This window comes from Sideroxydans sp. CL21, assembly GCF_902459525.1.
Lineage (GTDB): Bacteria > Pseudomonadota > Gammaproteobacteria > Burkholderiales > Gallionellaceae > Sideroxyarcus.
Window position 1 is genome coordinate 504,849 of record NZ_LR699166.1, and the last position, 18,220, is coordinate 523,068.

An 18,220-nucleotide genomic window follows, 5' to 3' on the forward strand; every position below is an offset into this window, starting at 1 on the left:
ATATCCTCCTGCATCGCTATCAAAACCGGGAATAGAAGGATGTATCCTAGGCTAAAGAGCGCTTTGATTGCCGCTCGGGCTGGCGCGGATGAAAAGTGATGGGCACTGTCGAGGGCGGCGGAGCCTTCAAAATATGCTTCTTCATCTTGCCCATGACATGCATCTCGCAATTCCTGCAGTCGAATTGCAATGTCAGATGTTCGCTGCCGTTGATCAACGTCATCGGCTCGGCCCTCACCTGGCCCTGAACACCGATCACGCCCTTGGCCTGTTTCGGGCACAGACTCAAGGAATAGCGTATGCAGTGACGGGTGATCATCAGTGGGACTTCGCCGGCTTCCTCGTGTGCTTCGTAGGCTGCCTCGATCAGCTTCACTCCGTGCTTTGCATAAAAGGTACGCGCGGCTGAATTGTAGACATTGGCGAGGAAAGAAAGGGATTCTTCCGGGTATTTTGCCGGGGGCTCCACCGCCGCTTTGCGTAAAGGGCGTACCCAAGCTTTGAGGCGTGCGGCTTCCAGTTTTTCTACTGCATCGCGGCGCAGTTTGTTCGCCAGCGAACTTGGCACGAACCACGGTTGTGCCCACTCTACGGTAAGCCTGCCCAATTCGAAATCGGTATTGCCGAAGCGTGCCAGATGTTCCCGCACGCTACCTTCCGCTTCAGCCGGATGTTGTGCCGGTTGCTTGTCGAAGGTGGCGCCGGACGTGACCGTGATACCGTCTTCATCCCGCAGCGTAAGCGAAAAACCATCCGCAGTCTCGGCAAAGACGGCATCCACACGGATGCGGCGCTCGGCGGACTTTTTGGTGAGCGCCTGTTCCCATGCATGGTCGCGGTTGCGGCTGATCGCCAGCCCCGGGCGCAAGCCGTGCAATGCGTGCATGGGCTCGTTCGGATAAACACGCCAAACCTTGCCTTTGCGCTCGACCACGTTCGCCTGCAGGCCGATCACCTCGCGCTTGTGCAGGTAGTTCAACCCGTCACTGTTGGACAGGTCTTCATTCGATTCCATCTCGAACCATTTGTCGCCGACCTGCGTCACTGTGCCCAGTTCCAGACCGACGAAGGTGGGCGTGTCGAACGCGCCGATGTCGGCCTTCCGTCCGTTCGAGAAATAATCGGTCGCGCCGCGGTGGAAAGTCTTGTCCGGATCCGGCGTGAACAGCAGCTTCGTCTTGCCGCTTGATGTGGCATGCAGTTCCGGGCGTTCGTTCAATATCCCGTCCAGCAGCCGGCGGTAGTGGCCGGTGATATTTTTCACATAAGCCGCTTCCTTGTAGCGGCCTTCGATCTTGAAGCTGCGCACGCCCGCGTCGATCAGGGCGCCCAGGTTGGCGCTCTGGTTGTTGTCCTTCACCGACAGCAGGTGTTTTTCAAATGCGACGATACGACCCTGCGCATCCTGCAGCGTGTAGGGCAGTCGGCAGGCTTGCGAGCAATCGCCGCGATTTGCGCTGCGTCCGGTGTGGGCGTGGCTGATGTTGCACTGGCCGGAATAAGCCACGCACAGCGCGCCGTGGATGAAGTGTTCGATGACGGTGTCGGCAGGTACAGCAGCGCGCACCCCGGCAATTTCCCGGATGGTCAGTTCGCGCGCCAGCACGATCTGCGAAAAGCCGACGTCGGCCAAAAAACGTGCCTTCTCCGGCGTTCGGATGTCGCATTGGGTCGATGCATGCAAATCGATGGGCGGCAGGTTGAGTTCCAGCAGACCCATGTCCTGCACGATCAGCGCATCCACGCCTGCGTCATAACAGTCATAAGCCAGTTTGCGCGCCGCGTCCAGCTCGGCATCGTGCAGGATGGTGTTGAGCGTAACGTAGATCCGCGCGTGAAAGCGGTGTGCGTACTCGACCAGTCCCGCGATGTCGGCGAGCGAATTGCCGGCCTTGTCGCGAGCACCGAATGCGGGGCCGCCGATGTACACCGCGTCGGCGCCATGCAGGATCGCTTCGCGTCCGATGGCAGAAGTCTTTGCTGGAGCGAGCAGTTCGAGCGGTTGGGATGAATGGTGTGCAGACATGCGTCGGAATTATACCGGAAGAGGGGTTCGCAACCTGGCGCCGCAACTCTCCAACTGGTAACACCAAATTCTTATGAGGATAAATAACATAAATAATTAATTTATTTTTAATATGGCGCCAGTAAATTTGCGCGGTCGTTAATTTTGAGTGAAGACGCGTAAATAAAATGCTTGCATGGAACGAAGACGAAACACCCAAGAAAGCCAGAATAGAAATCATCCCGATGATCGATGTGATGATGTTTTTATTGGTTTTTTTTGTATTGATCAGCCTGAACGTGATTCCCGCCCTGGGGATCAAGACCACCCTGCCGGGCTCGGCGCAGCCGGACAAACTGCAGGTGCGCAAGCACGCTGTCGTGACCATCGCACCGCAAGGACAGGTGCAACTGGACGGCACCGATTACTCGCTGGCGGGATTGTCTTCCGCGCTTAAACAACTGAAAGCTTCCGGTGACGTCGATGTGGTTATCAACAGCGACAAGGACGTATCCGTGCAGCAGTTGGTGGATGTGATGGACAGCATCAAGTCGTCCGGCATCACGGCCATCGCGATTTCATCCAAAAAGAAATAAGCGACCGCGATGAACATGGCAACGAACTGGTCTATCTACCATAGACGTGAAACTGCTGCGCGGCTCGGAACGGTCGCGACCGGAATCCTCATCCTGGTGATGTCGCAAACGCTCGCGATGAACCAGGAAGTTCCCGTGCAGGAAGAGCCGATCAGCCTGACCCTCGCGGCGGAGCCCGTTGCGACGGAGCAATCTGTCCAACAGCCGGTGCAGAAGGTCCAGCCCCCTCCTCAGAAAGTCGAACCGCCCAAGGAGGTGGTTCCGGTGACTGATGCACCTGCTCCCGCAATCCAGGAAGTCACACCGCCACCCAAGGTCGTGCAGCCAACCCAGCCCGAGCAGCCGGCCAAGGTCGAGCCGCAGGCTCAACAGAGGAGCAATGCCGATTCCGAAAGCCAGTTCGCGCAGGATGTGAGAACGCGGATCGAGCGCAAAAAAGTCTATCCCGATACAGCCCGTGACCTGGGCATGACGGGGGAGGTCGAGGTGCTGTACGAGCTGGATCGCTCCGGAAAGTTGATCCGGGCGGAGATCGCCTCTTCCTCCGGTTACAAGTTACTCGACCAGGCCGCAATCAGGGCGGTGAAGTCGGCTTCCTACCGGAGCTTCCCTGATGACGCATGGATGGGTGCAAGCAGCAAGGTATTTCGTACCAAATTGATCTTTTCAATCAACTCATAGGGAGTGTGTATGCAACGTAACAAGTGGAAGTTGAAGCCTGTTGTGATCTTGCTGGCGTCGGTGTTTTCGACCTGCGTCTTCGCTGATGACGCAGCAGTGGTACAAACAGAAGACGTATCCGTGTTGGGTCATGGACAATCTCGCCAGGTGCAGAGTATCACCGCTGAAGATATGCAAAAGGCTGCTCCGGGTACCAGCCCGCTCAAGGTGCTGGAAAAGCTGCCTGGCGTTAGCTTCCAGTCATCCGACCCTTTTGGCGCTTATGAGTGGTCCACTCGTTTTAGCGTGCGAGGCTTCAGTCAGAACTACATGGGCTTCACTCTTGACGGCATTCCGTTGGGCGATATGAGCTATGGCAATAACAACGGTTTGCACATCAGCCGCGCGATCGCCTCGGAAAATATCCAGCGTGCGGATCTGTCGCAAGGTTCCGGTTCATTGGGCGTGGCATCCACCAGCAACCTGGGCGGCACGGTGCAATTTTATTCGGCTGATCCGGAGAATAAGGCAGGTATGCGCCTGGATCAAAGCCTGGGCAGCAGCAATATGACGCGCACCTTTGCGCGTGTGGATACCGGCATGATGGATTCGGGTACCAAAGTGTACCTGAGCTACGCGGGCCAGAACGCCGATAAATGGAAAGGCAGCGGCGCGCAAAAGCAGGAACAATTCAACACCAAACTGGTTCATCTGTGGGGTGAGAACAAATTCAGCGCATTCGTGAACACGTCCGATCGGACCGAAATTGACTATCAGGACATGTCGATCGACATGCAGCAAAAATTGGGTTGGGGCTGGGATAACTATGCGCCTAATTGGCAAGCTGCGATCAACGCTGCTAACGGCACTCTTGCGCCGAATGTGGCGAGCATCAATGCAGCAACCGGACCGTTGGACGCAGCGTACTACCAGGGAAGCGGTTTGCGCAAAGACCGATTGGCCGGCGCTGCTGTGGATCTGGCGCTGACAGATGATGTGCGTCTGAAATCCACGTTGTATACACACAAGAATGCAGGCCAAGGACATTGGTACACACCTTATGTCCCCTCTCCGGGCACAGCTGCCGGTCCGGGCGTGTACTCCGGTCTGGGATTGCCAATCTCTATCCGCACCACCGAGTACAGCATCGATCGCACTGGCATAGTGAATGACCTGACATGGAATGCGGGCGCACATACGGTCAGTGCGGGTCTGTGGTACGAAAAGAGTGACAGTACCCTGGCGCGCAACTACTATGGAGTAACGGGCCCGGCCGACACCAACTACTTTTTGAGCAATCCGTTCCGAACCGATTTTCTCCAGACCTTTACAACGACAACGACACAGATCTACGCACAAGATACGGTGGCGTTGATGAACGGTCAGTTGAAGGCAAACTTCGGTTTCAAATCCCCCAAGGTCCAGATCGACGCGACCAATCTGGTAGGCTCACGTTCCGGCGGCAATCTGACTGCCAAGAAGAGCATATTGCCTCAGGCGGGCGTCAATTTTGCCCTGAACGACATGAGCGAAATCTTCGCGTCTGTTTCGCAGAACATGCGCGCATATCAGCCGGGTGTCGACGGTCCGTTCAACCAGACCCAGAGCGTATTTGATGCCAACACGCCGAATCTGAAACCCGAAACTTCAATCAGTTATGAAGCGGGTTACCGTTTCCACGGAGACGCCTTGCAGGGTTCTGTTGCCGCATACTTGACTGATTTCAGGGATCGTTTGTTGAGCGTAGCGACCTGTCAGGGAATTGTGGGTTGTCCCTCGACTTTTGTGAACGTGGGCAAGGTGCAAAGTACAGGTGTGGAATCGGCATTGATCTGGTCTGTGGCGCAGAACTGGAATTGGTTCAACTCTTTGACTCTGGATAATTCCCAATACAAGTCTGATTACATGAGCGGGACGACTCTGGTCGCAACAAATGGCAAGACTGTGGTTAATACTCCCAAAGTCATGTTCGCTACCGACATCGGGTATGAGAAAAACGGCTGGTTCAGCAGCCTCGACGGCAAGTATACCGGCCAGCGTTACTACACCTACACGAACGACAACAAGGTCGATGGTTACTGGCTGTTCAACGCTTCCACCGGTTACAGGGAGAAGAACGTCGCGGGGATGAAGGAGCTGGCGGTTCAGCTGTCCATCACCAACCTGGCGAATACGCATTACTTCGCCACGGTTGGCAGCAACGGCTTCGTCGCCTCCGATCCTCAAGGCGCGTTTGCCACATTGCAGGAAGGCGCTCCGCGTCAATTCTTTGCAACAATGAGCGGTAAGTTCTAATTAAGTAATAGTAATTTGGCCGGGGCAATGTTGTCCCGGCCATTTTTTAACTGGGATCCCAAATGTCATTTAATCTGATTCACGATCTGGTCATGTATTTCATGATCGGAGTACTTTTGTTGGCTACCTACGTCATCATCGAACGCCTCATCTTTTTTGCAGTGACCCTGCGGGAAGGAAAGAATGTAGAAAACTTCGTGCACAGCCATTTGCACGACAAGAAATTGCACAGCCAGATAATCGATACTTTCCAGACGCAAACCAGCCCCCAGGCGCAGGCGATCTGTGCCGTGGTGAAAGCGACGGAAGAGCAACATACCAACGAGCAGCTGGAATTTATCGTGCAGTCCATCTACGTCGCCAAGAAGCCCCTGGTGGGGCCGCGCCTGTGGATATTGGACACGATCATCACCATGTCGCCGTTGCTGGGCCTGCTCGGCACCATCCTGGGCATCATTGACGCATTCCACAGCCTGGCCTCGGGCAATGCGGCCGCCGACCCCGCTGCGGTCAGCCGCGGCATCGGCACGGCTTTGTACGCGACCGGCTTCGGCATCTTCATCGCGCTCTACGCAATGATGTTCTTCAACTACTTCAACAACAAAGTGGAGCAGATCAACAACCAGATGAAGCTGATCTCGCTGACGGTGTTGGGTGCGCGTTAAGCAGAAAAATCATGTCTCGTCATTCCGGCGCAGGCCGGAATGACGGCTGATGAAACGAGGTACAGGGGCAACAATGAAGCATCGAATCAAACTGAGTTTACTGGCATCCATTGCCATCGCATCGCCGGTACTGGCCGCCTCGACACCCAAGCCCGTCACGCCTATCGAGCATGTCATCGTGATCGTCGGGGAGAACCGTTCGTTCGACAACATGTTCGCCACATATCGCCCCCAAAAGGGCCAGACGATCTCGAATCTGTTGTCGCGCGGCATCGTGAATGAAGACGGAACGCCGGGCAGGAACTTCAACCTTGCGGCGCAGCACCTTGCGCAGAGCAAAGGCGCATATGTCCCGACTCCCGATATTGTCGGCGCATATGGATCGCTGCCGCAGCCTTACGCATGGGGGGCTTTCGGGCAACGCAAGGATGTTCCCGACGCGCGCTTTCCGGCGGACCTGCCGAACGGCCCATTCCAGATCACCAAATATGTGAGCTACGGCACACACACGGGCGATCCCCTGCACCGGTTCTTCCAGATGTGGCAGCAAGTCGATGGCGGCAAGAACGATCTGTTCGTCTGGACTGCGGAATCTGCCGGCGTCGGCCCCAGCAACGGAAAATCGCCTGTTGCATACGGCAAGACCTTCCAAGGCGGCGTGGCCATGGGCTTCTACAATATGGCAAAAGGTGACGCACCTTACATTCGCCAACTTGCCGACGAGTATGCGATCGCCGACAACTATCACCAGTCGATCATGGGCGGCACGACAGGAAATTACCTGGCGCTGACCACGGCCGACGTCGCCTTCTTTACGCATGACGGCAAGCCCGCGGTTCCGCCGGCCAAGCTGATCGAGAATCCGGATGCGCAGCCCGATACCAACAACTGGTACACGGAAGACGGTTACCTGGGCGGGACGTACGTGAATTGCTCCGATACCGGAAACCCCGGCGTCAAGGGGATCGCCGATTTCCTGAAGCGTCTGCCGTACCGTCCGTTCCGCGACGGGAATTGCGATGCGGGCACTTATTACATGGTGAACAATATGGAGCCGTCCTACTCGCCGGCGGGAGAACTGCTGGCTGCGGGTAACGACAAGCTGCCGCCGCAAACCATCCCCACGATAGGCGACGCGTTGACAACCAACGGCGTGTCCTGGCGCTGGTACACCGGCGGGCGCAACGACGGAAAGAATGTCGACAAGGAGTATTGCGCGATGTGCGATACGCACCTGTACTTCTCTTCCGTCATGCAGGGTGCGGACAAAGCCAATCTGCGCGATCTGCAGCAGTTCTATGTGGATGCGCAACAGGGGGAGTCGGCGTTCCCCGCGGTTGCCGTCATCGCGCCCTACGACAGCATATCCGGACATCCGGGCTACGCGATGGAGACAGGCTTCGACGAGCTGTTGCGCAGCGTGGTGGACAAGGTCAGGCAGAACCCCGAGCTATGGAAGAAGACCGCGATCTTCGTGACCTTTGACGAGAGCGGCGGCTACTACGATTCGGGCTACGTCCAGTTCATCGATTTCTTCGGCGACGGTCCGCGCATCCCGCTGCTGGTCATTTCCCCGCACGCCAAGAAAGGCTACGTCGATCACACCTATTACGATCACGCATCCATACTCAAATTCATTGAACACAATTGGGGCATACCGCCGCTGTCGAATCGCAGCCGGGACAATCTGCCCAACCCGATCCACGACAAGGCATCGCCCTATATACCCAAGAACAGGCCCGCCATCGGCGACCTGATGAACCTGATCAAGGACTAACAATGAATAATTTGAAATTATCCCTGTTGCTGGTGTCATTGCTGATGCCGGTTGTTTCGCTGGCCGAAGCAGCGGTGGAGTCGGTGGAGTTCACTTCGACGCCGGCGCCGGAGACGGATGCGGAACGCACCAGTTTTTATACGCGCTCCAGCGCCATCGTGACTTACCGCGACGGTACAAAGAAGGTATTCCCGCTGACGTACCGGGCGCTGTATCGCTCATCGGACAAGATCGGCCACTGGCAGGCAGGTGCCATCGTGGACAAAGACGGCAAGCTGATCCAGCGCACCGCCGCCAATGCAGAGGGCGAAGTCGCCCAGGGCCCGTTCTTTTCATATGCGCCGGATGCAAACTCTTTGCTGGGAACGAAAAAGGGCAAGTACACGGCGTACCTTATGACGCACTATGAATACAACACCGAAGCGCCAAATGTGGATGCTGGCAAACCGGCCGTGCAGTTGTATGCGCAATTGCCCGCAGCGATCAATCAGGCAACGGTAGTTCAGGACAAGAAGACCGGGTTGCTGAAAGTGGTCGACCTGGCCAACGTCGATGCTTCCGCCAGCGGCGGGATATGGACGCCCTGCGCGGGCAGCATGACGCCATGGGGTACGCACCTGGGCGGGGAAGAGTACGAGCCGAACGCCAAGGAGTTTGAAAACGAACCGCTGCAAACCATGAATCTGTACACCGGCACCCTGGACAAAACCGCGCAGTCAGGCGGCAGCAATCCCTATGCCTACGGTTACAAATTCGAGGTCTCGATCGACGACAAAGGCCATTCCCATTTTGTTAAGCACTATGCAATGGGCAGGCTGGCAAATGAACTGGGCGATGTGATGCCGGACAAGCGTACCGTGTACATGGGCGATGACGGACGCGACACGGTGATGTTCATGTTCGTCGCCGACAAGGCCGGGCAACTGACTGCGGGTAACTTGTACGCGGCGATCTGGATGGAGGTGTCTACGGTCAATGGCGGCAAGGCCGGGCTGCGCTGGATCCCGCTGGGCCATGCCGGCGAAGATGAAGTGCACAAGCTGATACAGGGCGGGATCAGGTTCTCCGACATCTTCGAAGTGGCCAGCCCCGGCGACGTGAAAGCGAACCCGGCAAAATTCGGCGACTTCAAGCCGGTCTTTGTGTACGCCGGAACAGGCAAGGAAGTGGCGCATCTGGAGTATCTGAAGCTGAAGCCGGGCATGGCGAAGGCTGCAGCTTTCCTGGAAAGCCGTCGCTATGCCGCACTGCTGGGTGCGACCAGCGAATTCACCAAGATGGAAGGCGTAACGCACAATGCGCGCGACAAGCGCCTGTATGTCGCGATGTCTTATGTCGAAAAGAGCATGGTGGACAAGCTGAACGAAGATCGCCCGCGTGACGATATCAACCTGGAAGGCGACCCCAAGGACATGGCTTGCGGTGCCGTATATGAAGCGAACCTGAAAGGCGGCGAACGCGACCTCGATGGAAACAGGATCGACAGCGACTGGGTGGCCGGCAGCATCCAGGCATTGGTGACGGGCGCAAAGAAGCCGTTCGGCCAGCAATATGGCGAGCTGGACAAGTGCGATACGGACCGCATTGCGAATCCGGACAACCTGAAATATTCGGAAAGCCTGCACACCTTATTCATAGGCGAGGACAGCGGGAATCACCTGAACAACTTTGTCTGGGCGTACGACGTAAGCCAGAAGCAGGCGAAACCGGTCCGCATCTTTTCCGCACCGATCGGAGCCGAAGATACGGGCTTGCAAGTGGTCGATGACTGGAACGGCCATTTCTATCTGATGGGCAATATCCAGCACCCCGGAGCGACCGATGACCTGAAGCAATACCCGGTGGCGATAAAGGATGTGCTGGGCAAGAAAGTCGATCAGCGGGGTGTGGTTGGCTATCTGAGCGGGTTGCCGACCATCAAGTAATACCTGGTTTGGGTGGGAGAAAGGGCAGCGCATGCGCGCTGCCTTTTTTAATTGGGGATGCGCCGATCAAGTCTGATTTTCCCCCTCTCGCCCCGCGCACCGTGTTTGGCTGGTATTCGGCCAAAGCGGAAGTTTCATATGTGCTGCCGGTATGTCCGCTCCGTGAGATTTTGCCGACGGTACGAACGCGGGTAATTTCCGCTCCAGCCGATAGGTGGCCACGGAGCCTGGCAAGCGATAATTTAAAGCGAATTGCCATCCTCGGCTACCAGCTTTGGGTTTCCGCCCGTACAGTTTAGACTGCACAATTACATCAGAGAGCGTCGAGAACCCAGATGAGTGCGCAACGGAAGAAAAAGAAGAAACGGAACTCCCCCAACAAGAAGACAAGCGTCACCTCAAGAGTAATTCAGAATGACACAAAACAGCTAAGTAAACGGGGGGCTGAGGCATTTAGATTTCTAGCCACGACTGATCCACGTTTCAAGATTGTCTATCTGATCCCTCATCACCCGCAGGAGCTAGGAAGATTCAGCCTTTTTGCTTGGTACTCCCCGGGACTGCTCGAAACTGCACCTCTTCTAACGAAGGCCGCCACTCTACCTGCTGATATTCGCGAGATAGTTTCAAGTCCAGGGAATATCATTTCACACCGCCTAATGCGGCGAATTTGGCCAAGTATTATTCCGATTGAGCTGGATGCACTATTTGAAGCAAAAGACATTCTGAAAGGACCATTCCGCGTTTTTTTGTCAAATGACGAATCGATAGCCAAAGAAATTGACCGTTTTATTATTCAATCCGGGTGGCCTTGCTTACACGTTTCTTCGGTTGAGGGGATAGGGCGAACTTCACTTGACGATTTCGACCTGAGGATATTGCTGGACTATTGTCAGCGCGTTGTTTCGACTATGCGCGCAAACCCAGAATGGCGCACGTTTGCGGAAACTGCATGGAATGAAATTGGCGACAAATTACCGAGATCGCCGAAAAGGCATCATTTGCGTCGCGGATTGCACAATGTCACCACCCCCAACGAACTTGCCCTAGAAACGTTTGGTTGGACACTGCAACAAGCCGAACCAATAAGCAAGGAATTAACTCCCGGGCTACCAAATCCGCAGCGCTACGTTGATCGCATATGCCTTAGCGCAAAGGCAGTTCTAGACGCGCGCGCAGGGCTGACAAAAAAATATGACCGTAGCATGATGGACTATCGCTACATTGTTGCCATTCAAGGCATGTACTGGGGGCACTATAACGAATTGCAGCAGTCAATACTAAAGGCCAAATCTGATGATCGGTTTATTTTCAGTTTTACGTACTTAGCAGCGGTTAGAGCCACAACATATTTTGATTCTATTACCACGGAGGCGCAAGAAAAGGGCATATTGAATAATGAAATATTCCGCGCACTTCAATCTACGCGCTCATCTGAGGCACGCGCATTTACCGTCGGCCTAACGGTTTTGGCTTCTGCATCTCTGGCGCCTGTGCTTCGTCTTGAACCTAAGCTAAACCAAGTCCGTGGGGATCTTAAACAGATTGCCCAATGCGTTAGAGCACACTCACATCATCAATTTGACTGGAAGATGTCTAGATTGACGCGAAAGCTCGGTGAGAAAATGTTAACGAAGATTGATCCAAAGTTCCTGGCACTATTAGAAAAGCCTGAAGACCACGGGATCATAGAAGGAATCAAGCTTGTAACCGATCTTCCACTTGAGTTAATGCCAGTAAGGCAGCTACCACTATCCATGCGTTTTGATACATCGAGAGTGACAGCAATGCCAGGAAACCTATATTTGATGAACTGCATTATGCCTCCTGTAGTCATAACGCTTGATGCATTCCGTGAGATATTGGTTGTTAGATCGTTTGGCCACAATGATCCATTACGCGACATGATCGCAAAAGCTATCGAGGCACACGAGCATGAGCAAACGTCGGCGACGTTAAACGTGAAGATTCGGCTCGTTGACGTCAGTACTGAAGATGAGTTTGTTGATGCGCTAAATAGTTACAGTGGTGCAATGATGATTTTCGACGGCCATGGCAGTTATAGCGACAATATTGGTGCTGGGACTATCGTAATTGGAGGAAAGGAAATAGACGCATGGCAGCTAAAAAAACGATGTTCTGTCCCGCCTATTGTTGTCTTTAGTGCGTGTGATACTCAGCCGCTTGACGGAAGTCATAGCTCGGTGGCGACCGCAGCCTTTACGCTTGGAGCTCGTACTGTTTTGGGAACGATGATGCCAGTTGATGGAAGAAAAGCGGCGATTTTTATAGGCAGGCTACTTCTCCGCATAAGAGAATTTTTGCCCATTGCGATAAAGTACCGCCTCAAATTGACGTGGAGAGACGTGATTTCCGGCATGTTGAGAATGACCCATGCAACCGAGGTAATGATGCTGTTGAAGAAGAACGGCGGGGCGGCGTATCGGGGCCTAAATTTCGATGATGCCCAACTCGTAGCTAACCGGGAAATTAATGCTAGGAACCCAAAATGGTATGACATGTATCGCAAGGAACTATCGAGACTCACTCAAATGCCTATCGAAGGTATCGATCATGATATTGCGAAATGGGCATCTATGACAGACGCAATGAAGTACGTCCAGCTCGGCAATCCAGAGAACATCATTATCTTTGAGGAAGATGCATCCGTGGTTTTTCAGGACGAGGTGGCGGCGCTAGCTTCTAACGCAGCCACTTAACTTGGCAACAGCCACGTCAGCTAAGCGACTCGTCGCGGACATTACGGCGACTAGCTGAGACTTCCGCTTCGGCCGAGTTTGAGACGTCTAGTATCAACGGGCCAGTAGTTGGTTGGAAGTAGAAGTCCTCTCATAGTCTCCTCCCGCCGCAAAGCCGCCATCACTTCGACCGGAAGATGATCTCCCTCATGCGCTGCAGTTTCGGCGATGCCACCGGCACGGTAAGCATGGTGCTGGCAACCGCCATCAACAGCAGCGCGGTAAAGGTTTCGCTGGTGATGATCTGTTTGTCCAGCAGCACGTTGGCGAAGATGATCATGATGAGCGCCTTGGTCTGCAGCAGCCAGCCGATGATGGAAGCTTCGCCCGGTTGCCATTTGAGAATTTTTCCGGCGACGTGGGTGCCGATCAGCTTTCCCGAGACCGAGGCAAGCAGCAATACGCCCGCGGCGATGAACACGGCCGTGCCGCCCATGGCCCAGTTGGTGCGCAGGCCGGTGCTGAGAAAGAACACCGGCATGATGACCAGCAGGACGTGATGGCGGAGCATGTCCATTTGCTTCAGGTTGAACCAGTGGCTATCCATGACGGCGCCGGCGAGGAACGCGCCGACCATGAAGTGCAGCCCCGACCAGTCGGCGCCGAAGCCGCAGACGCCCAGCCAGATCAGGCCGACGTACCAGCGATCATGCTCCTGCAACCTCAGCATGAGTTTGCGGAACAGATAACTGGCGATACCGAAGGCCAATAGAAATCCGGCCTGTTTCCCGACGCGTTCCCAATCCATCAGGATCAGCGCGAGCACACCCCAGATCGCGATGTCGTCCAGGCTCGCGTAGCGCAGGATGCGCTGACCGATCGGCTGGCGCAGGATGTTCAGTTTTTCCAAGAACAGGATAAGGATAGGAAGCGCAGTGACGGCGCAGGCCATGCCGACGCCTGCGACGAATTGCCAGGTCATGCCCTTGGGGCCGATCCAGCCGTCGTACTTCAACATGCCGATAGCCACGATGCTGCCGAACAGCAACGGCGTGCCCAATGCCAGCGCGGCGGTGATGCCGCTCTCTTCGCGATGCTTCCAGGCCTGGCGCAGGTCGAGTTCGATACCCGCGATCCAGACGAAGAGCATCACCGCCCACCAAGCGATACCGTTCAGCAATTGGATCACCTGCGGCGTAAACACGAAGGTGTAATAGTCGGGGAAGGCAGCCCCCAGAACGCCGGGGCCGAGCAGGATGCCGGTGATGATCTGCACCACGACCAGCGGCGCGTAGTATTCCGTCTTGCCCACGCGCCAGATCAGGTAGGGAATGCTGAAGATCAGCGTCATGGCGATCAGGAATATCTCGGTGGTACTCATGTGCATGATGTTGCCAGCCTGGTGTTATTAAAGGGATGTACCGATCAAGTCAGGTTTTCTCGCTCTTCCAAAGGGAGATGGCCGGGGAGGGTTCAACGAGTTATCCCTCACCCTAACCCTCTCCCGGTGGGAGAGGGAACTGAAGCGGTACTTTCGTAGATAGATTAAAAGTATGCCATAGGTCCCCGGATCGGGTGTGCCTGCAGAGCGCGGCATTGCCAAGCATAGGGTTGATCGCGGCCATGCCTTGTCCGGCATGAATGAAAAAGTGATAATGCCGCCCATCGGGGATAAAGCAGCCTCCCCGCTTCAAGACATCCCATCGTCCAAGGCCTGCTCTGAATTTGGATATTCCAAGGAGGAGTCATGGACACAGCGCAGCAACAAATTTCGATCGATATGCACCCACCCGAGCCGGTGACGCTGGCACAGGCGTTCCGGTACTGGCTCAAGCTCGGCCTTATCAGTTTCGGCGGGCCTGCGGGGCAGATCGCCATCATGCATCAGGACCTGGTCGAGCGTAAACGCTGGATATCGGAAAAACGCTTCCTGCATGCGCTCAACTATTGCATGGTGCTTCCCGGCCCCGAGGCGCAGCAGCTTGCAACCTATATCGGCTGGATGATGCATCGCACCTGGGGCGGCATCATCGCCGGGACGCTGTTCGTCCTGCCTTCGCTGTTCATACTCATTGCGCTGTCGTGGTTCTACATAGCCTTCGGTGATGTGCCTCTGGTGGCAGGTTTGTTTTACGGCATCAAGCCGGCGGTGACCGCCATTGTGTTGCAGGCGACACACCGCATCGGCTCTCGCGCACTCAAGAACAGCCTGTTATGGGCGATTGCGGCGGCATCCTTCGTGGCGATCTTTGCGCTGAACGTGCCATTCCCGGCCATCATCGCCTGTGCGGCCTTGATTGGTTACGCGGGCGGACGCTTCGCGCCGGACAAGTTCAAGGTCGGCGGAGGTGGGCATGGCAAGGCCGGAAAATCTTTCGGCCCGGCCTTGATTGACGACATCACGCCGACGCCGGAACATGCAAAATTTCGCTGGTCCGGATTGGCCAAAGTCGCCGTTGTTGGCGGATTGCTGTGGGTGTTGCCCATGGCGTTGTTGACGGCGAACTACGGCTGGAATCACACGCTGACGCAGATGGGATGGTTTTTCACCAAAGCGGCATTGCTGACTTTCGGTGGTGCATATGCGGTGTTGCCTTACGTTTACCAGGGCGCGGTCGGACACTACGGCTGGCTCACGCCGCCGCAGATGATCGACGGCCTGGCGCTAGGCGAGACCACGCCGGGGCCGCTCATCATGGTGGTGTCGTTCGTGGGTTTCATCGGCGGCTATGTGCACGCGCTGTTCGGTCCGGATAACCTGTTCCTGGCCGGTGCTGTTGCCGCCACGCTGGTGACCTGGTTCACTTTCCTGCCATCTTTCGTCTTCATATTTGCCGGTGGGCCGCTGGTCGAGGCCACGCACGGCGATCTCAAATTCACCGCGCCGCTGACAGCGATCACTGCCGCTGTCGTTGGCGTTATCCTGAATCTGGCCATGTTTTTTGCCTACCACGTCCTGTGGCCCAAAGGGTTCTCCGGCACTTTCGACTGGATTTCCGCACTGATCGCGCTGGCGGCAGCCATCGCGTTGCTGCGCTATAAGCGCGGGGTGATGGAAGTCATTGCGGTTTGCGCCGTAATCGGACTCGTTTTGAAAACACTTCTGTGAACCAAGGCAGGTTCCATCCAGCAGCAGTGGCTGATTTTTTTATTTCGGATGAGACAATGCGATGAGTCTGGATCGATCAGGAAAAAAATGGAAAAAAAGAATAAGGGTAGAAGATTGTACTGGTGGGCCGGAGTGCTGTTCATCGTCGCGATATTGCCCGTGCGGGCCTGGGGAGAGGGATATTCAATTGATGAATCCGTAGGGGGATGGGAAGGGTTCGCGTTAGGTTTTGCATCCGGTATTGTTGCCCATGAAGCAGGTCATATTGTTGTCGCAACGAGCAAGGGAGACAGCGTCCGTTATGATGGACTTTCCATCGTTTATCCGGGAGCCCGGCTTACCCGGTCCGGGCAACTGCAGTTGGCTTCCGCCGGATTCCAGACGCAGTGGGTGCTGTCGGAATTCGTGTTGCGCGACAGAAATGGCGATGAGCATATCAAGCCGCCCAGCGATTTCGGCGCCGGGGTTGTGTGTTCATACCTGGGTGTTTCCTTCGCATACCTGACGTTTTTAAAGAACCAGTACAGCGGCGATGTGTACGGCATGTCTCAGGCAAGCGGCTATTCGCGCGACCGCATTTCTATGATGCTTGCCGTCCCCGCAGTGCTGGATACCTGGCGCTTATTCGGAAATGATGTGCCGAAATGGGTGCCTGCGCTTTCCGTGCTGAGCAAGGGGATGGGTGCAGCCTGGATATGGAGTTATTGAGGTTGCGCCTGACCGGTCATTTCCTGCGGTAAGTCACGAAGTGGAAGTTCAGCGGTTGCGGTGTTATCTGTGAGTTCACCACGCGCAATGTTTCACGCCACGCGTTTTTATCGAACTCGGGGAAGTATGCATCACCATCGACGTCTTGCTGAATCTCGGTAATGTAAAGCGTGTCCGCCAGCGTGATGGCCTGGCGGTAAAGCTCGGCACCACCCACGATGAAAGTCTCATCGTCCCCCGCACAAGCGGCAATCGCCGCTTTCAATGAATGTGCGATCTGGCAGCCCTCGATTTGCAAATCGGAGTTGCGCGTCACCACTACCGTGGTGCGGCCCGGCAGCGGCTTGCCGATGGAGTCGAATGTCTTGCGGCCCATAATCATGTGGTGGCCCATGGTCAGCGCCTTGAAGTGCTTCAGGTCTTCAGGGCAGCGCCATGGCAGTGTGTTGTTGATGCCGATGGTACGGTTCTTCGCCATGGCGACAATGATGGAAAGGCGGGATACAGGATTCGGGATACTGGATTCAGGATTTGGGGAAGAGGCATGCATGGTCATTTATCCTTGGTCGCCAGAGACTTTTTAAGTCCATTAAGCATTTTTCCGATTTCGGTGGTTTTGTTGAGCAAAGCGGATGTCGTGGTCGACGAGATGAATTCCAGTCTTAATGCGATCTGCAATTGAGTTTCCATTTCCATTAATGAACCGTAGGCTATCGAGAGATGATTAAGATACGCGCCAGTCGCCTTGCGCCCATGTCCTTCAGCAATATTCGATGGAACGGAAACCGCCGCGCGTCTGATTTGTGAGGAAAGGCCAAAGCGCTCTTCACTTGGAAAGCTGGAGGTGGTTTGGTAAATTTCCGTCACCAAATCCATCGCCTTTTGCCAAACAATCAACTCCCTGTAGTCCATCGCACTCCCGCCTGAATCCTGTATCCCGTATCCTAAACAGCTACCGGCGCCTTGATTGCGGGATGCGGGTCGTAGCCATCCAGCGTGAAGTCCTCGAACCTGAATCCGAAGATGTCTTTCACGTCCGGGTTGATCTTCATGATTGGCAGCGGGCGTGGTTCGCGCGACAGCTGCAGATGTGTCTGTTCCATGTGGTTGGAGTAGAGGTGCGCGTCGCCGAAAGTGTGCACGAAGTCGCCGTATTTCAGGCCGCACACCTGCGCCATCATCATGGTGAGCAGTGCGTAACTCGCGATGTTGAACGGCACGCCGAGGAAGATGTCGGCGCTGCGCTGGTACAGCTGGCAGGACAGCTTGCCGTCCGCCACATAGAACTGGAAGAAGGCATGGCAGGGCGCGAGCGCCATCTGGTCGAGCTCGGCCACGTTCCAGGCCGAGACGATGATGCGGCGCGAATCCGGATTCCCCTTGATCTGGTCGACCGCGATCTTGATCTGGTCGATCACGCGACCGTCTACCGTTTCCCACGAACGCCACTGCTTGCCGTACACCGGTCCGAGGTTTCCGTTCTCGTCCGCCCATTCATCCCAGATGCTGACCCCGTTGTCCTTGAGGTATTTGGTATTGGTGCTGCCCTGCAAAAACCACAGCAGTTCGTGGATGATGGATTTCAGGTGGCATTTTTTGGTAGTGACCAGCGGAAAACCCTGTGCCAGGTCGAAGCGCATCTGGTAACCGAACACGCTGGTGGTGCCGGTGCCGGTGCGGTCGGATTTCTGTGTTCCGTGGTCGAGGACGTGCTGCATCAGGTCTAGGTATTGGCGCATGGTGGAGCCCGTATAATCGCGGCGTTGAATGACTTAATCGAG

Annotated in this window: 14 protein-coding genes; 9 read left to right on the top strand and 5 right to left on the bottom strand. The window is 55.5% G+C overall.

The genetic code is table 11. The features are described 5' to 3' along the window. Positions 1–46: 46 nt before the first annotated feature. Positions 47–2,026 (bottom strand): peptidase U32 family protein, encoded by a 1,980-nt coding sequence (locus QOY30_RS02480; RefSeq protein WP_283743058.1) that lies wholly within the window; start codon positions 2,024–2,026, stop codon positions 47–49. A 167-nt stretch (positions 2,027–2,193) separates the two neighbouring features. On the opposite strand from QOY30_RS02480, the gene QOY30_RS02485 reads away from it, so the two are divergent. The 7 genes from QOY30_RS02485 to QOY30_RS02515 all read left to right on the top strand — a co-directional run bounded on the left by QOY30_RS02485 (position 2,194) and on the right by QOY30_RS02515 (position 12,643). After that, the gene (locus QOY30_RS02485; protein WP_283743059.1) at positions 2,194–2,601 is read left to right on the top strand and encodes an ExbD/TolR family protein; all 408 of its coding nucleotides are present in this window, start codon (positions 2,194–2,196) and stop codon (positions 2,599–2,601) included. A gap of 9 nt (positions 2,602–2,610) precedes the next feature. Beyond that, positions 2,611–3,282 carry an energy transducer TonB gene (locus tag QOY30_RS02490; protein ID WP_283743060.1) on the top strand — a complete coding sequence of 224 codons (672 nt, stop codon included), beginning with the start codon at positions 2,611–2,613 and terminating at the stop codon, positions 3,280–3,282. Between the two features lie 9 nt (positions 3,283–3,291). Next, on the top strand, positions 3,292–5,556 hold the full coding sequence (locus QOY30_RS02495; protein WP_283743061.1) for a TonB-dependent receptor family protein: 2,265 nt from the start codon (positions 3,292–3,294) through the stop codon (positions 5,554–5,556). 62 nt (positions 5,557–5,618) lie between these two features. After that, positions 5,619–6,221, top strand: a complete 603-nt coding sequence (locus QOY30_RS02500; protein ID WP_283743062.1) for a MotA/TolQ/ExbB proton channel family protein — start codon at positions 5,619–5,621, stop codon at positions 6,219–6,221. A 73-nt stretch (positions 6,222–6,294) separates the two neighbouring features. After that, entirely contained in the window at positions 6,295–7,998 is a 1,704-nt protein-coding gene (locus QOY30_RS02505; protein ID WP_283743063.1) for an alkaline phosphatase family protein, read from the top strand. A gap of 2 nt (positions 7,999–8,000) precedes the next feature. Next, a complete protein-coding gene (locus QOY30_RS02510) occupies positions 8,001–9,923 on the top strand; it encodes a PhoX family protein (RefSeq protein WP_283743064.1) in 1,923 nt (640 codons plus the stop codon). Positions 9,924–10,258: 335 nt separating this feature from the next. Further along, complete coding sequence (locus QOY30_RS02515) at positions 10,259–12,643, top strand: CHAT domain-containing protein (RefSeq protein WP_283743065.1); 2,385 nt, start codon at positions 10,259–10,261, stop codon at positions 12,641–12,643. 160 nt (positions 12,644–12,803) lie between these two features. On the opposite strand, the gene QOY30_RS02520 is transcribed toward QOY30_RS02515, so the two are convergent. Then, positions 12,804–14,009: a cation:proton antiporter gene (locus QOY30_RS02520; RefSeq protein WP_283743066.1), complete on the bottom strand. Its 1,206-nt coding sequence runs from the start codon at positions 14,007–14,009 to the stop codon at positions 12,804–12,806. A 360-nt stretch (positions 14,010–14,369) separates the two neighbouring features. On the opposite strand from QOY30_RS02520, the gene chrA reads away from it, so the two are divergent. Then, complete coding sequence (gene chrA / locus QOY30_RS02525; RefSeq protein ID WP_502958677.1) at positions 14,370–15,731, top strand: chromate efflux transporter; 1,362 nt, start codon at positions 14,370–14,372, stop codon at positions 15,729–15,731. A gap of 87 nt (positions 15,732–15,818) precedes the next feature. Continuing rightward, a complete protein-coding gene (locus QOY30_RS02530; protein ID WP_283743067.1) occupies positions 15,819–16,439 on the top strand; it encodes a hypothetical protein in 621 nt (206 codons plus the stop codon). 16 nt (positions 16,440–16,455) lie between these two features. Here the strand turns inward: QOY30_RS02530 and QOY30_RS02535 are convergent, their stop codons facing one another. The 3 genes from QOY30_RS02535 to QOY30_RS02545 are packed head-to-tail and all read right to left on the bottom strand — an operon-like array spanning position 16,456 to position 18,178. Continuing rightward, positions 16,456–16,989 carry a dihydrofolate reductase gene (locus tag QOY30_RS02535; RefSeq protein ID WP_283743068.1) on the bottom strand — a complete coding sequence of 178 codons (534 nt, stop codon included), beginning with the start codon at positions 16,987–16,989 and terminating at the stop codon, positions 16,456–16,458. A gap of 2 nt (positions 16,990–16,991) precedes the next feature. After that, a complete protein-coding gene (locus QOY30_RS02540) occupies positions 16,992–17,351 on the bottom strand; it encodes a four helix bundle protein (RefSeq protein WP_283743069.1) in 360 nt (119 codons plus the stop codon). Between the two features lie 32 nt (positions 17,352–17,383). Then, on the bottom strand, positions 17,384–18,178 hold the full coding sequence (locus QOY30_RS02545) for a thymidylate synthase (RefSeq protein ID WP_283743070.1): 795 nt from the start codon (positions 18,176–18,178) through the stop codon (positions 17,384–17,386). Between the last annotated feature and the right edge of the window lie 42 nt (positions 18,179–18,220).